This is a genomic window from Psychrobacter sp. C 20.9 (genome assembly GCF_001921765.1).
In the GTDB taxonomy this organism is placed as follows: domain Bacteria; phylum Pseudomonadota; class Gammaproteobacteria; order Pseudomonadales; family Moraxellaceae; genus Psychrobacter; species Psychrobacter piscatorii_B.
In genome coordinates this window covers 242,534-256,973 of record NZ_MRYC01000001.1, presented here as the reverse complement: position 1 = coordinate 256,973, position 14,440 = coordinate 242,534, and the positions used below count along the sequence as shown (strand labels likewise).

The window sequence follows — 14,440 nt, the reverse complement described above, 5'->3', positions numbered from 1 at the left end:
CAAAAGGTAGGCCTTAATGATGTATCTAACCATTGCGGTGCTGTGTAGCGTCGCTGTTTCAGTGCTTTTAAAAATACTACGCCAAAAGAAAATGGATATTCGTCAGACCATTGTCGCAGGTTATCCCGTCGCTTTTTTATTGACGTGGATTTTATTGAAGCCTGATGTCGGCGCCATACATGCGCTAGACAGTACTTGGGGCATCATCATCGCGCTTGGGATCTTGCTACCGGCCGTGTTTATCATTCTTGGACGTGCTATTGAGGCGGTGGGAATGGTGGCAACGGATGCCTCCCAGCGCTTATCATTGATTATTCCGATAGTGGCCGCTTTTTTGCTATTTGGTGAGGTGCTGACAGGTACGCGTGTGCTGGGATTGGCACTTGGCTTTTTGGCACTAGGAGCACTGGTTTATCGACCAAAGCAGACAGATACCCCTAAGCAAACAAAATACACACCGCTGTGGTTATTCGGTGTATGGGCGGGTTACGGCATCATCGATATTTTGTTTAAGCAAGTGGCCAAGCAGGGTACTGCTTTTCCGTTGACACTGTTTGTGAGTTTTGGAGTCGCAGGTTTATTATTACTCGTTTATCTGCTCGTCACTCGGGTGCGCTGGCAGGCAGACGCCCTTGTCGCTGGATTGCTACTTGGCGCGCTGAATATGGGTAATATTTATGCTTATGTCAGAGCCCATCAAATGCTCTCCAATTCACCCAGTATTGTGTTTACGGGGATGAACGTGGGTGTCATCGCAGTCGCCACATTGATCGGAGTGGGCGTGTTTAAAGAACGACTCAATCGCATCAATTTGGTGGGGCTGCTACTCGCAGTATGCTGTGTGGGTGTCTTATTTTTGGCGTGAGATATGTTGTCCAAGGAAGGATACAGTAGAATTTTTAGCAAAGTTGTCACGTTTTCTATATAGGCATACTTATCATCCTATGATAAGGTCATCTACAAATAGCAGACCTTATATAGGTGATAGAAAGCTTGATTTATGATGTTTGAATTCACTCAATAAAAATAGGATGTACTTTCAATGGAATACGACAATCAGTTACAGCGCATAAAAGACGGTTCAGGGTTTATCGCTGCGCTCGATCAAAGTGGCGGCAGCACACCAAAGGCTTTAGAGAATTACGGCATCAGCGGCGATGAGTATGAGAATGATGAGGCCATGTTTGATTTGGTGCATGAGATGCGTGCCCGTATCATGACGTGCGACTGTTTTGACAATGAGCGTGTGCTTGGTGCGATCTTATTTGAAGATACCATGGAGCGCGACGTCAATGGTAAGTCGACCGCCAACTATCTGTGGGAAGACAAGCAAATCGTTCCATTTTTGAAGGTCGATAAGGGTTTAGCCGAGCAAATGAGCGGCGTCCAAGTCATGAAGCCGATGCCTAATCTAGACCTGTTGCTAGATAAAGCCAAGAACTATCCAGTATTTGGTACCAAGATGCGCTCAGTCATTTATGAGCCAAATGTCGATGGTATTGAGCTCGTTGTACAGCAGCAATTTGATGTGGCCAAGCAAATTATCTCAAAAGGCTTGATGCCAATCGTTGAGCCAGAGGTCAATATTGATAGTGCACAAAAACATGATTGCGAAGTACTGTTAAAAGCCGATATTTTGCGTAATCTGGAACGCTTAAATGACGAACAGCAAGTGATGCTCAAGCTGACATTGCCCGAAGAAGCAGGATTTTATCAGGAGCTGATTGACCATCCAAAAGTACTCAAAGTCGTGGCGTTATCAGGCGGTTATAGCCGCAATGATGCGTGCGCGAAGCTCAAACAAAACCCCGGTATGATTGCCAGCTTCTCGCGCGCCTTTACCGAAGGGTTGAGTAAGCAGCAAAGCGATGAAGAGTTTGCCGATACCATTAATACGTCGATTGAGGAGATTTATCAGGCGTCGAAGGTTTGATATTACTAAATACATAAACTAAAAAAGCCCAAACTTGATAGTCAGGTTTGGGCTTTTTTATTATAGTAAAAAGCTTATACCTCTTTGTATAACTGGCGTCCTTCCTTGTTGTATTTTTCCATCATCTCAGCCATGCCTTGACGGACTTCTTCAGCACTGGCTTCGCCTACTTGTCCGACCAGTTCTGTATCGACTTTTTTGATCAAATGATCATCATCGCTTAAGTCGCCTGATTGCGGCGTCACTTTTTGGTTGGCGGCGTCTTTGTCCAGTCCTGCTGCATACTCACGCACGTTTTGCGTGATTTTCATGGAGCAAAACTTCGGACCACACATGGAGCAGAAATGCGCCGACTTGTGTGCGTCTTTTGGCAACGTTTCATCGTGGTATTCACGCGCGGTATCAGGATCAAGCGCCAGATTGAACTGATCGTCCCAGCGGAATTCAAAGCGTGCTTTGGATAGGGCATTGTCACGCGCCTGCGCACCGGGATGACCTTTGGCAAGGTCGGCGGCGTGCGCGGCAATTTTGTAAGTGATGATGCCGTCTTTGACATCTTTTTTGTTCGGCAGACCCAAATGCTCTTTTGGCGTGACGTAGCACAGCATCGCGGTACCAAACCAGCCAATCATCGCCGCCCCAATCGCGCTAGTGATATGATCATAACCCGGTGCGATGTCAGTCGTTAATGGCCCCAAGGTATAAAAAGGCGCATCCGCACATAGCTCAAGCTGCAAGTCCATATTTTCTTTGATGCGGTTCATGGCGACATGGCCAGGGCCTTCGATCATCACCTGTACATCGTGCTCCCATGCGACTTTGGTCAATTCACCAAGCGTACGTAGCTCACCAAACTGCGCCTCATCATTGGCATCCTGCAAGCAGCCAGGACGTAGGCCATCACCTAGGCTGAACGCCACATCGTATTGCTTCATAATCTCGCAGATATCTTCAAAATGCGTATATAAAAAGCTCTCTTTATGATGCGCCAAACACCACTGTGCCATGATAGAGCCGCCGCGTGAGACGATACCCGTTAGGCGTTTTGCGGTGAGCGGTACATAGCGAAGCAGGACGCCGGCGTGAATGGTGAAGTAATCCACACCTTGCTCGGCCTGCTCGATCAACGTATCACGGAATATCTCCCACGTCAGGTCTTCAGCGACGCCATCGACTTTTTCTAAGGCTTGATAAATCGGTACGGTACCAATTGGCACAGGCGAGTTACGGATCAACCATTCACGAGTTTCATGAATATGATTACCCGTCGATAAATCCATGATGGTATCCGCGCCCCAACGCGTGGCCCACGTCATTTTAGACACTTCTTCATCGATCGATGAGCCTAGCGCTGAGTTACCGATATTGGCATTGATTTTTACCAAAAAGTTGCGCCCGATAATCATCGGCTCAGACTCAGGGTGGTTGATGTTGTTGGGGATAATTGCGCGTCCAGCCGCCACTTCATCACGGACAAACTCAGGGGTGATAATTTTGGGCGTATTGGCACCGAAGCTCTCACCCTCATGTTGACGCATGTCAGTCAGTTCATGCTGCTTTTGCGTCTCACGTATCGCAATATATTCCATCTCAGGGGTAATAATGCCGCGACGCGCGTAGTACATCTGCGTGACGTTTTTCCCTGCTTTGGCACGGCGCGGTTTGTCAATATGGGCAAACCTGAGGTTGGCAGTGCTGATATCGCGGGCACGTGCTTGCCCGTATGAGCTAGACAGACTGCTTAGTTGCTCGGTATCACCGCGCTCGGCGATCCAGTTTTCACGCAGTTTGGGTAGACCGCGGGTCAGATCAATCTCGACATTGGGGTCAGTATACACACCTGAAGTATCGTACACATAAAAAGGCGGATTGTGCTCGCCATCCTTATCACCCGTACCACCAACTGGCGTATCCGTTAAGCTGATTTCACGCATCGGTACTTGAATATCAGGCCGTGAGCCTTCGATATAGACTTTGCGCGAGGCGGGTAGGATACGGTGTAAGTCGCGCGCGTCTTCTTCAAAGCGCGCATCACTGGCGGCGCGGTGGGCAGGTGTCTTTAGCGCGTCGGCTTTTTTATCGGCTTTGGTGTCTGATACGAGAGGTATGTTATCGGCTGGGTTGTGCGTTTGGATTTGTGATGCCGCTGAGGCACTGTCAAAAGAGGCACTGTCAAAAGAGCTGCTGTTTGAAATAGTCATATGCTGTCCTAGCGTGTTGGTTTTTGAATAAAAGCAACACCGCCAGTAGCTGCGGGGCAAACACTCGTCATTCAGACAAATTTATATTATCAACACCTAACAGCGAGCAAAGAAATTGTCGCGGTTAATGGTCATCAAATAGTGGACGCCGCTTTCTATCTTCTCTCGTTATCTACGTATGCGACGTGCATCGTTAGACAATAGCGATGATAAAAAGGTATTTCTACGCGTCCGTTGTCATCAATAACAACGTGCTTAAGACTTCCCTGCGTCGGTACTAACCGCATCAGGTTCGGCGGGTGATCTCTCAGCGAATGTAGATAGGTGGCTACTTTTATCAATGTTTAACTATAAACGTTTAATAAAGTAGGCCAATGCTACACCGCACCCCGAGTCTGTCAGTGTTGTAAATCTTCTTCATACTAACAAAATTCTGCGTTAACGGCTAATGGAATTTGGATGAAAATATCAGGCGCTTATTTTGCTATTTAGCATGGATACAAAGAACAGGAGCTATTGATAATAATTAAAATTCCTTGATATTACTGATACTTAGAGGCGATGGCTAAATATTGTGTAAAGCGAATGCAGGATTTGAGAGGTTGTCATTAAACTGTCATAAAGATTTGGCAAGATAACGCTCATATCACAAACAATGCTTTTTTATATCGTTGTTAAATTTCAGGAGTCCTACATGCGTTATTCGTTATTAGCAGTGGCCGTTAGTTGTACATTAATGCTTACGGCGTGTAATAAGTCAACAGAGACGGCAGAACCAGCTGCTGATACGACCAGTAGCGCCGCTACCACGGCTGAAACCACCACTCAGACTCAGGCAACGCCTTCTGCTGACACGGGTTTCAAATCTGCTGAAGACATCGCCATGAATATCACAGGTGCAGGCGCATCATTCCCGCAGCCGATCTATGCCAAATGGTCTTATGACTATAACGCTGCCACAGGTGGCCAAGTCAACTATCAATCTATTGGTTCATCTGGTGGTATCAAACAAATCCAATCAAAAACCGTCGATTTTGGTGCTTCTGACGCGCCATTGACACCTGAAGAGCTTGAAGAGTCTGGTCTTATCCAGTTCCCAACCGTGATTGGCGGCGTTGTGCCAATCGTTAACATTGATGGCGTTGAGCCAGGTCAGTTAAAGCTAGATGGTGAAACCTTAGCCAATATCTATCTGGGTAAAATCAATAACTGGAATGATCCTGCGATCAAAGCCATGAACCCAGATTTGACTTTGCCAGATGCCGCCATCACCACAGTATTCCGCTCAGATGGTTCAGGTACGACGTTTAACTTCACAGATTATCTTGCCAAAGTATCAACAGATTGGAAAGATACCGTTGGTGTTGATAAAACGGTTAAGTGGCCAACCTCTGCAACTGGTGCAGGTGGTAAAGGTAACGAAGGCGTTTCAAGCTACGTCAACCGTATGAAAAACTCTATCGGCTATGTTGAGTATGCATATGCTAAGCAAAACAATATGTCACACACGGCATTGAAAAACGCAGCGGGTAACGTTGTGCAGCCTTCTGCTGAAACCTTTGCAGCCGCTGGTGACATCGATTGGTCACAACAAGAAGGCTTTTATAAAGTCATCACCAACTCTGAGACGGATCAAGCATGGCCGATCGCTGCTGCTACTTTCATCTTAGTTCATAAGCAACCAGAGAATCCTCAGCAAGTCGCTGGCGTGTTGAACTTCTTTGACTGGGCATATACCCAAGGTGATGACAGTGCCATGAGCCTAGATTATGTACCATTCTCTGATACGGCAGTGGCCTTGTTCAAAGAAAAGTGGAACGAAGTCAAAGGTAGTGATGGTCAGCCTGTTTATAAGCCAGCGCAATAAACGATCTGTACAAGCTGCTGCTTAATGACTTTTTGATTTCCTCTTAAGCCACTATTCTCCGGTAGTGGTTTGAGAGGTTTTATCACAGCAAATTTGACCAAAATACTAATCGCTCTATTTCACGATAACCATTAGTAATGTTACAAGTTGCGTTTGCTGTCATAAAACGAAATGAACACCCTGGTTTTTTTGAATTCACCCATTCAATGCTGAGACACTTATGACAGACTTAAGGTCCCAACTGGCTAAACAAAAACGTTACGACGCTTTATTTGTCAACTCTACCAAAGCGTTTGCCATACTCGTCCTCCTATCGTTAGGGGGCATTTTGGTGTCTCTGATTGTTGGGGCATGGCCGAGTATTCAAGAGTTTGGTCTGGGGTTTTATACCAGTAATAATTGGGATACGGTTGCCAATGAGTACGGGGCACTCGCGCCTATTTATGGCACCTTGGTGACGTCATTTATCGCGATTGTTATCGCTGTACCAGTCAGTTTTGGTATTGCGATATTTTTGACCGAAATGTGCCCAAAATTCCTCAAAAAACCACTTGGTATTGCCATTGAGCTATTGGCGGGTATTCCTTCTATCATTTATGGTATGTGGGGTCTGTTTGTCTTTGCGCCTTTCTTTGGTGAGCACATTCAGCCATGGTTTATTGAGCATGTTGGCCCGCTACCGATCATCGGTAAGCTGTTTACTGGCGCGCCCATGGGACTTGGGATGTTTACCGCATCGTTGGTACTTGCCATCATGATTATTCCTTTTATCGCCGCCACCATGCGTGATGTTTTCTCTGTCGTGCCAGATCTACTCAAAGAATCCGCCTACGGTATGGGTGCGACGACGTGGGAGGTTATGTTCAAGATTATCCTGCCTTATACCAAGGCGGGTGTCGTTGGTGGCGTAATCTTGGGACTGGGTCGTGCGCTCGGTGAGACCATGGCAGTGACTTTCTTGATCGGTAATGCGTTCAATATCAGCCCAAGTCTATTTACTTCTGGTGTGACCATCACCTCGGCATTGGCCAACGAGTTTGCCGAAGCGTCAAGTGAGCTGCATCTGGCGTCTTTACTGCATCTGGGCTTAATCTTGTTTATCATCACCTTCATCGTGCTGTCGTTGGCCAAACTGATGCTCATGCGCATGGATCACAAAGCAGGTAACCGATAAGCCTAAGCATGGTTATTGGATCTCGATTGATATTGATAAAAGATATGGGAAATAAATAGTATGGCTGCTAACAATGCGATGAATGCGCCCATGACCACCAAGCCAAGCAGCGTGGGGCGTTACAACAAGAGTCTGTACAACAAACGTCGCTGGATGAATAAGCTGGGTTTGGGGTTTGCCATGTCAGCCATGGTGTTTGGCTTATTTTGGTTATCATGGATCTTGGTGACGCTGTTTATTGAAGGCTTCCAAGGCATGGTGCAGCTGCCAATTTTTACCGCTGACACGCCGCCGCCGATGAGCCCAGGTGGTTTGCGCAATGCGATCGTGGGTTCTGCCATGCTGGCGTTTTCAGGATTGTTCATCGGTGCACCCATCGGGCTTATGACTGGCATTTATTTGTCTGAGTTTTCTAAAGGCAGTATGCTTGGCCAAGTGACGCGTTTTTTGAACGATATCTTGTTATCAGCACCATCAATTGTCATTGGTCTGTTTATATATGCTTTAATGGTCAAAGGTCAAAATTTCTCTGGTTGGGCAGGCGCATTGGCATTGGCATTGATCGTCATTCCAGTCGTCGTACGTACCACAGAGAATATGCTGAATCTAGTGCCCAATAGCTTACGCGAAGCGGCTTATGCACTTGGCACGCCCAAGTGGAAAATGGTGACGCAAGTGACTATCAAAGCTGCCAAAGCGGGACTGACGACAGGGGTACTTTTGGCTTTTGCTCGTATCACTGGTGAGACGGCGCCATTGCTATTTACCGCGCTCAATAATCAGTATTTCAGTACCGATATGGGTCAGCCAATTGCCAACTTACCCAATACCATCTATCAGTTTGCGATGAGTCCTTATGATAACTGGCACACACTGGCATGGGCAGCCGCGCTGCTGATCACAGCGTCGGTCTTGGTATTGAATATTTTGGCAAGATTTATTGGCAATCGCGGTCAGGTCAAATAAAGACAGATATCGCTGCAAAGATACCAAGCATTTACTTATATTTATACGAAATACACTAAGCTAGGTTGGATAATATTATGAATGATGTCGTAAGCAAAGCCCGCACAGAAACAACGGCTGATCGCTTTAACAGTACAACAGACAGCTTGTTAAATAGAACCGCGTCTCATAGTGCGCAATCGCAGCAACCCAATACTGCTGACTTCACCAAGCAAAGTATTCATGATATGCCCAAAAACATGCCCAAAGCAAAAATGGAAGTCCGCGATCTCAACTTTTATTATGATGATTTTCAGGCATTAAAAAACATCAATATCGATATCGCAGAAAAGAAAGTAACGGCGTTCATTGGTCCATCAGGTTGCGGCAAATCGACGCTGCTACGTACCTTTAACCGCATGTATGATCTGTATCCAGGAATGCGTGCAGAGGGCGCTATCAACCTTGATGGGCGCAATATTTTGGGCAAAGACATCGATGTCAACTTGCTACGCGCGCAGGTCGGTATGGTATTTCAAAAGCCAACCCCGTTCCCGATGTCGATCTATGACAATGTTGCCTTTGGTGTCAAACTCTATGAAAAGCTCAGCAAAGACGAGCTGGATCATCGCGTGGAGTGGGCACTAAAAAAATCGGCGCTATGGCCAGAAGTGAAAGACAAACTAAAAGCATCCGGCCTGTCACTATCAGGTGGTCAGCAGCAGCGACTGTGTATCGCTCGTAGTGTCGCAACCAAGCCTGAAGTATTGCTGCTCGATGAGCCAACGTCTGCGCTTGACCCTATCTCGACGGGTGCTATCGAAGATCTGATAGAAGATCTCAAAAATGACTATACCATCGCCATTGTTACCCACAACATGCAGCAAGCGGCGCGGGTATCAGACTATACCGTCTATATGTATCTAGGCGATATGATCGAGATGGGTGAGACTGATCAGATCTTTACCAAACCTACCCAAACTGCGACAGAAGATTATATTACTGGTCGCTATGGCTAGGGCTGATTAATTAGTACTGAAGAGCTAATACTGAAGTTGGGTCGTTTCACTCAACCAGCATATCGCGCTACTAAAATATAGATTTCAGGGAATATCTCTAATGCAAAGTGATAAGCATATCTCCAAAAGTTTTGACCAAGATCTTGATGAAGCCATCCGTTTGTTCTTATACATGGGTGATAGTGCTGCCAACCAAGTGGCCAAAGCGATTCATGCACTTATTGATAGAGACGAGACACTGGCGCAAGAGGTCATCGAGATGGACTTTGATATCAACCGAATGGAGGTTGAGCTCGATGAACATATTTTATTGCTGGTTGCTAAGCGTCAACCTGCCGCAGGAGATTTGCGTTTAGTCATGTCGATCAGTAAAGGCGTGGTAGATTTGGAGCGTATTGGCGATGAAGCGGTAAAAATTGCGCGAATGGCCAGCAAGATAGCTGCCCAAGGCAAATCCTCTTACGGTTATGCTGAAGTACAGCATTTGAGTAATCAAGTACGGGTGATGCTTAACAATTCGCTAGAAGCGTTTAGCCAATCAAATGCTGAATTGGCGTTTGAAGTCATGCGTAACGACAGTGTGGTCAATAGTGAATACCAAACGGCCATTCGAGCACTGATGACTTATATTATGGAAGACTCTAGACAAGTCTCAAAAGTCATCAATATCATGTGGATTTTGCGCTCGCTTGAGCGTATTGGCGATCATGCTCAAAACGTTGCCGAACTTGTCATCAACTATATCAGTGGCCAAGACGTGCGTCACTCTGACTACTCAATGGTCGAAAAAGCAGTGCAAGAAGCCAATGATCGCTTAGCCGCTCGTCAAGTGAGCACGATGTCAGTCGACGACTACGAAGCTTTAGAAAGTAATGACGACTAATAACGCAGGCAAAATAGTCTTCTTACGTAAAAAACGCGCTTACTATAGCGCGTTTTTTATGGATGTAATACAGTGGTCTCAGCCTAGCTTTCTGGCGTCCAGCCTTGGGCGCGCTCATAATCTTCGTTGTCCAAAAACTTATCACGTTGCTCGGTCAAGAATTTTTTGGCTTCAGGATCCATCATGCTCAAATGATTCTCATTAATGAGCATAGTTTGATGTTCTAGCCACTCTTTCCATGCCTTGTCAGATACCGTTTCTTGTAGCTCTTGGCCTTTTTTATTGGGGAAGGGCGGATGCGGCATTTTTGGCAGCTCTTGCTTATATTTACGGCAAAACACGGTATTGGCTTGGGGGTTAAAAGTCTCAGTCATCAGGTGTTCCTTATTTATTATATTGAGTGATAAAGTTAAATAATCATATGAGCCTATGATAACGGTCTTGGTCAATTTAGCAAAGGGTATCTCGTGTCTCTTATTAAACAGACACAAATTTACAGGATGTTAGCAGCAGGTTTTACCTTTATGCTGATTTATCATTTCATATCATGCAGACAGAGCAAGCGCGAAAAAGGGTAGCTGATAGTAAGTTATAGTTAATTCAGTTTAAAAGAGATATAAGACAACCGAGCGCAGATGACTATGTGATACTTCAAGTGAGGTTAACGCTGTAGCTCTTTTATAGAGGATTGACTATAAATAAAAAACACCCGCATCAATAGCGGGTGTCAGATATACAGCGATAAGTTAGCTCTGGCTGAAAAGGGTCTGATTAGGCAAAGGCTTTTAAACGAGCGCGCCCATTGACCACTGCTTGCTTGACTTGGTTTGGTGCAGTACCGCCCAGATGGTCACGAGCGGCGAGTGAGCCCTCTAGCGTGAGATAGTCAAAGACATCCTCACCGATGGCATCGCTGAATTGTTGCAATTGTGCCAAGGATAAGTCACTGAGATCAACGCCTTCTTTAATGCCGAGTGCAACCGCATTACCCACCACTTCATGCGCATCACGGAACGCAACGCCTTGACGTACCAGATAATCGGCTAAGTCAGTGGCAGTAGCATAGCCTTTCATTGTCGCAGCACGCATACTTTCTTTGTTTGGGACAATGTTGGGCAGCATATCAGCAAAGGCAAGTAGTGAGCCTGTTAGCGTGTCAACACAATCAAACAAAGGCTCTTTGTCTTCTTGATTGTCTTTGTTGTAGGCGAGTGGCTGGCTTTTCATCAGGCTAAGCAATGTCATCAGCTGACCAAAGACACGTGCCGCTTTACCGCGTACCAACTCAGGCACGTCAGGGTTTTTCTTTTGTGGCATGATTGATGAGCCAGTACAGAAACGATCGGGTATCTGCACAAAGTTAAACTGCGCTGACATCCACAGAATAATCTCTTCACTCATACGTGACATGTGCATCATCAGAATCGAGGCGGCGGAGGTAAACTCAATCGCAAAATCACGATCTGAGACGGCATCGAGCGAATTTTGACAAATACCTTCAAACCCTAGCAGCTCAGCGGTGATGGTACGATCAATCGGGAACGTCGTGCCAGCGAGTGCGGCGCTACCAAGTGGCATCTGGTTGATACGGCGACGGGCGTCAATCAAACGCTCGGTATCGCGATACAACATCTCAAACCACGCCATTACATGGTGACCAAAGCTGACAGGCTGGGCGGTTTGTAAATGCGTAAAACCAGGCATAATGGTATCGGTATGTTGATCAGCCAGGTCAAGTAAGCCACTTTGTAAGCGAACGAGCAGCTCGATAATATTATCGGTTTCTTCACGTAACCACAAACGAATATCGGTCGCGACCTGATCGTTACGGCTACGACCCGTGTGTAGTTTTTTGCCAACAGCGCCTATAATATCAGTGAGGCGTGATTCGACATTCATGTGCACGTCTTCGAGGGCGATTGACCAGTTAAACTCACCTGCTTCGATCTCGCGTAATACTTGATGAAGACCGTCGATAATGGTGGTCACTTCATCAGCAGTCAAGATATCGCATTCTTTGAGCATCGTTGCATGGGCAATCGATCCTTGAATATCGTGACGAGCAAAGCGTTGGTCGAAGCCGACAGAGGCAGTAAAGGCAGCCACGAAGCTGTCCGTCGCTTCACTGAAGCGTCCGCCCCACATCTGCTGGCCCTGAGTACTGGTAGGGCTGTTTTGTGCATCTTTGTTTGTTACTGAGACATTCGTGCTAGAATCAGCAACAGATGAACTTTTACTTGATTCGGGATTACTAAGGTTTGAAGAATTGGCGTTCATATTGGTACAAGACAAGTCAAGAGAGTAAGAACTCAAGTATAGCAAATGATGAGGTTGCCTTACTAGCTACGCGCTTAGAGTTTTTTATTCCAAAACTCATGGAGATCATGAGGCCTTTGCAGTGGCTGACATATATTGCTTTTTGGTCACTGTTTCTCACAGTGATTGAGCGGCATGGTCTATCGAGCTGGTCAGATTTTATCATCAAGCTTGTTGCGCGAACCATACAAAACGGTTTGACCGTTATACCTGCATTATATTTGGTAGATTATCTGCGCCCTGTCTTCAAAAATGCCAGTATTCCTAGTGTTAGTGTGTGTATCGTCATGCTCATGATGTTTGCCGCTACGGTATCTATGGCTTTAGTCGTTTTGGTTTTGATTAATATGGGTTTGATGGAATATGATCGTCAAGCTTTTATGACCAATCTGTTTTTCAATACCGTACTGACGGGCGGTTTTACCATTGTATTTTTGCTGTACTTTTTGCGTAGCCACCGTGAGCTTAATGCGCTCAAGCTATCGTTTGAATACAAATTGACCGCACAGAATGACTTAATAAAAGCCCGCACCGCCCCGCACTTTTTCTTTAATACCATTAACACACTGGTCTCACTCATTGAGTCCAATCCGTCAAAAGCCTCTGCTTTATTACAGCACGTTTCAGTATTATATCGCGCCAGTTTTAGCGGCGAACGTGAGATTAGCTTTGAAGAAGAAGTTGCGCTGTGTGAGCATTATCTAGCGATTGAGTCTAGCCGTTTGGCAGACAAACTCGAGGTCCATTGGGATTTGCCTGATGAAGATATTATGTATGATATGGTGATTACGGCGTTAACCTTACAAAGCGTCCTAGAGAAAATGCTACTCAACGTGGTTGAGATGACCACTGAAACCATCCATTTTAATATTAAAGTCACTTGGGAGCAGCACAGAGTAACTATTCAGATCGACGTCGAACTTCCTACAAAGACCTTAATCATTAACCATGATTTGCGTCAGCATATGGATTTTTATATTCAAGCGGATCGATTACGTGCGTACTTTGGTCAAAGTGCTGATATCCAAAGCACAGTTACTGGTAACCACATCACTACCATTATTGACTATCCCTTACAAGACGTCAGTTTATAATCTTTCCTCTTTTACCGTTTTTCATGATGTTCTCAGACACTATATTCTTATTATAAGATGTTGTGGCATATTTATTGCACTGTCTTTTATATCTATATGGTTATTGCGATTTTTATCTGGCAATTATTGACAATGAGTGCTTACTATCAAAAATATGATGCAGAAAATTTCACCATATTGAACTGGTCAGTACATTCGTCATACCATCGAAACATATTCAGTAGAGTTTGAGGTGGGAGTTTACATGCGTATCGTAGTTTGTGATGATGAGCCTTTAGCGCGTGAGCGTTTGGTCAGAATCGTACAGGAGTCAGGTCATGAGGTGGTTGCTCAAGCTACCACAGGGGCAGAAGCAATTGTCGCCGTAAAAACTCAGCAGCCTGACATTATATTATTAGACATTCGTATGCCTGAGATGGATGGGGTGCGCTGTGCCCAAGAGTTGGACAAACTTGATCATCCACCAGCCATTATATTTGTCACCGCTTACGATCATTATGCGATAGCGGCACTAAAAGCCAATGCAATCGGTTATCTGTTGAAACCGGCAAACAAAGACGAGCTATTAGAAGCACTGAACAAAGCAAAAAACCTAAACGCGGCGCAATTGAATGAAATTCGCAAGCTTGCAAATCCAACGGCGCGTCCGATACGCGAGCATATTACTGCTCGTACCCATCGCGGTGTAGAGCTGATTAAGCTCAAAGATATCTATTATTTTGCGGCAGATCAAAAATACGTCAAAGTACGTCACAAAGATGGCATTGTATTGATTGATGAGACCCTAAAAGAGCTAGAGCGAGAGTTTGATGATCGTTTGTTCCGTGTGCATCGCAACGCTATTATCAATCTGAATTTTTTAGATTTTTTAGAAACCCTAGATGCTGGACAATATCAGATACGTTTTAAAGGAATCGATGAGACGTTAGCCGTGAGTCGTCGTCATCTGCCAGCCTTACGTGACAAAATTCAAAGCATGTAATAGGATGTTTTCAGAGCGACATAATC

General features: G+C 45.5%; 12 protein-coding genes and 1 riboswitch. Of the genes, 9 read left to right on the top strand and 3 right to left on the bottom strand.

Going from position 1 to position 14,440, the window contains the following annotated elements; translation table 11 throughout:
• Window positions 1-16 precede the first annotated feature (16 nt).
• Both BTW00_RS01120 and BTW00_RS01115 read left to right on the top strand, forming a co-directional pair.
• A complete protein-coding gene (locus BTW00_RS01120; protein WP_075105842.1) occupies window positions 17-865 on the top strand; it encodes a hypothetical protein in 849 nt (282 codons plus the stop codon).
• A 177-nt stretch (window positions 866-1,042) separates the two neighbouring features.
• Complete coding sequence (locus BTW00_RS01115) at window positions 1,043-1,933, top strand: fructose bisphosphate aldolase (protein ID WP_075105841.1); 891 nt, start codon at window positions 1,043-1,045, stop codon at window positions 1,931-1,933.
• A gap of 74 nt (window positions 1,934-2,007) precedes the next feature.
• On the opposite strand, the gene thiC is transcribed toward BTW00_RS01115, so the two are convergent.
• Window positions 2,008-4,134 (bottom strand): phosphomethylpyrimidine synthase ThiC, encoded by a 2,127-nt coding sequence (gene thiC / locus BTW00_RS01110; protein WP_256713951.1) that lies wholly within the window; start codon window positions 4,132-4,134, stop codon window positions 2,008-2,010.
• A gap of 246 nt (window positions 4,135-4,380) precedes the next feature.
• A riboswitch (TPP riboswitch) is annotated at window positions 4,381-4,536 on the bottom strand.
• A 292-nt stretch (window positions 4,537-4,828) separates the two neighbouring features.
• Between thiC and pstS the strand changes: the two genes are divergently transcribed.
• From pstS to phoU, 5 genes are all read left to right on the top strand, one after another.
• Entirely contained in the window at window positions 4,829-6,001 is a 1,173-nt protein-coding gene (gene pstS / locus BTW00_RS01105) for a phosphate ABC transporter substrate-binding protein PstS (RefSeq protein ID WP_075105840.1), read from the top strand.
• A gap of 220 nt (window positions 6,002-6,221) precedes the next feature.
• Complete coding sequence (gene pstC, locus BTW00_RS01100; RefSeq protein WP_058023582.1) at window positions 6,222-7,175, top strand: phosphate ABC transporter permease subunit PstC; 954 nt, start codon at window positions 6,222-6,224, stop codon at window positions 7,173-7,175.
• 153 nt (window positions 7,176-7,328) lie between these two features.
• Entirely contained in the window at window positions 7,329-8,141 is an 813-nt protein-coding gene (gene pstA / locus BTW00_RS01095) for a phosphate ABC transporter permease PstA (RefSeq protein ID WP_371915054.1), read from the top strand.
• 77 nt (window positions 8,142-8,218) lie between these two features.
• The gene (gene pstB / locus BTW00_RS01090; RefSeq protein WP_083603517.1) at window positions 8,219-9,139 is read left to right on the top strand and encodes a phosphate ABC transporter ATP-binding protein PstB; all 921 of its coding nucleotides are present in this window, start codon (window positions 8,219-8,221) and stop codon (window positions 9,137-9,139) included.
• A gap of 100 nt (window positions 9,140-9,239) precedes the next feature.
• Window positions 9,240-10,022, top strand: a complete 783-nt coding sequence (phoU, locus tag BTW00_RS01085) for a phosphate signaling complex protein PhoU (protein ID WP_075105839.1) — start codon at window positions 9,240-9,242, stop codon at window positions 10,020-10,022.
• 83 nt (window positions 10,023-10,105) lie between these two features.
• Here phoU and BTW00_RS01080 read toward each other — a convergent pair whose 3' ends face one another.
• Both BTW00_RS01080 and argH read right to left on the bottom strand, forming a co-directional pair.
• Entirely contained in the window at window positions 10,106-10,396 is a 291-nt protein-coding gene (locus BTW00_RS01080; protein ID WP_062843543.1) for an oxidative damage protection protein, read from the bottom strand.
• A 397-nt stretch (window positions 10,397-10,793) separates the two neighbouring features.
• Window positions 10,794-12,167, bottom strand: coding sequence for an argininosuccinate lyase (gene argH, locus BTW00_RS01075; protein WP_075105907.1), 1,374 nt, complete (start codon window positions 12,165-12,167; stop codon window positions 10,794-10,796).
• Between the two features lie 239 nt (window positions 12,168-12,406).
• Between argH and BTW00_RS01070 the strand changes: the two genes are divergently transcribed.
• The gene (locus tag BTW00_RS01070) at window positions 12,407-13,432 is read left to right on the top strand and encodes a histidine kinase (RefSeq protein WP_256713950.1); all 1,026 of its coding nucleotides are present in this window, start codon (window positions 12,407-12,409) and stop codon (window positions 13,430-13,432) included.
• A gap of 244 nt (window positions 13,433-13,676) precedes the next feature.
• Window positions 13,677-14,414, top strand: a complete 738-nt coding sequence (locus BTW00_RS01065) for a LytTR family DNA-binding domain-containing protein (RefSeq protein ID WP_075105837.1) — start codon at window positions 13,677-13,679, stop codon at window positions 14,412-14,414.
• The last annotated feature ends 26 nt before the right edge of the window (window positions 14,415-14,440 follow it).

Coding starts and splice junctions, on each gene's coding strand:
- thiC (WP_256713951.1), bottom strand. CDS start 4,134: ATGACTATTTCAAACAGCAGCTCTTTTGACAGTGCCTCTTTTGACAGT.
- BTW00_RS01120 (WP_075105842.1), top strand. CDS start 17: ATGATGTATCTAACCATTGCGGTGCTGTGTAGCGTCGCTGTTTCAGTG.
- BTW00_RS01080 (WP_062843543.1), bottom strand. CDS start 10,396: ATGACTGAGACTTTTAACCCCCAAGCCAATACCGTGTTTTGCCGTAAA.
- argH (WP_075105907.1), bottom strand. CDS start 12,167: ATGTGGGGCGGACGCTTCAGTGAAGCGACGGACAGCTTCGTGGCTGCC.
- BTW00_RS01070 (WP_256713950.1), top strand. CDS start 12,407: ATGAGGCCTTTGCAGTGGCTGACATATATTGCTTTTTGGTCACTGTTT.
- BTW00_RS01065 (WP_075105837.1), top strand. CDS start 13,677: ATGCGTATCGTAGTTTGTGATGATGAGCCTTTAGCGCGTGAGCGTTTG.
- pstA (WP_371915054.1), top strand. CDS start 7,329: ATGAATAAGCTGGGTTTGGGGTTTGCCATGTCAGCCATGGTGTTTGGC.
- pstB (WP_083603517.1), top strand. CDS start 8,219: ATGAATGATGTCGTAAGCAAAGCCCGCACAGAAACAACGGCTGATCGC.
- BTW00_RS01115 (WP_075105841.1), top strand. CDS start 1,043: ATGGAATACGACAATCAGTTACAGCGCATAAAAGACGGTTCAGGGTTT.
- pstS (WP_075105840.1), top strand. CDS start 4,829: ATGCGTTATTCGTTATTAGCAGTGGCCGTTAGTTGTACATTAATGCTT.
- pstC (WP_058023582.1), top strand. CDS start 6,222: ATGACAGACTTAAGGTCCCAACTGGCTAAACAAAAACGTTACGACGCT.
- phoU (WP_075105839.1), top strand. CDS start 9,240: ATGCAAAGTGATAAGCATATCTCCAAAAGTTTTGACCAAGATCTTGAT.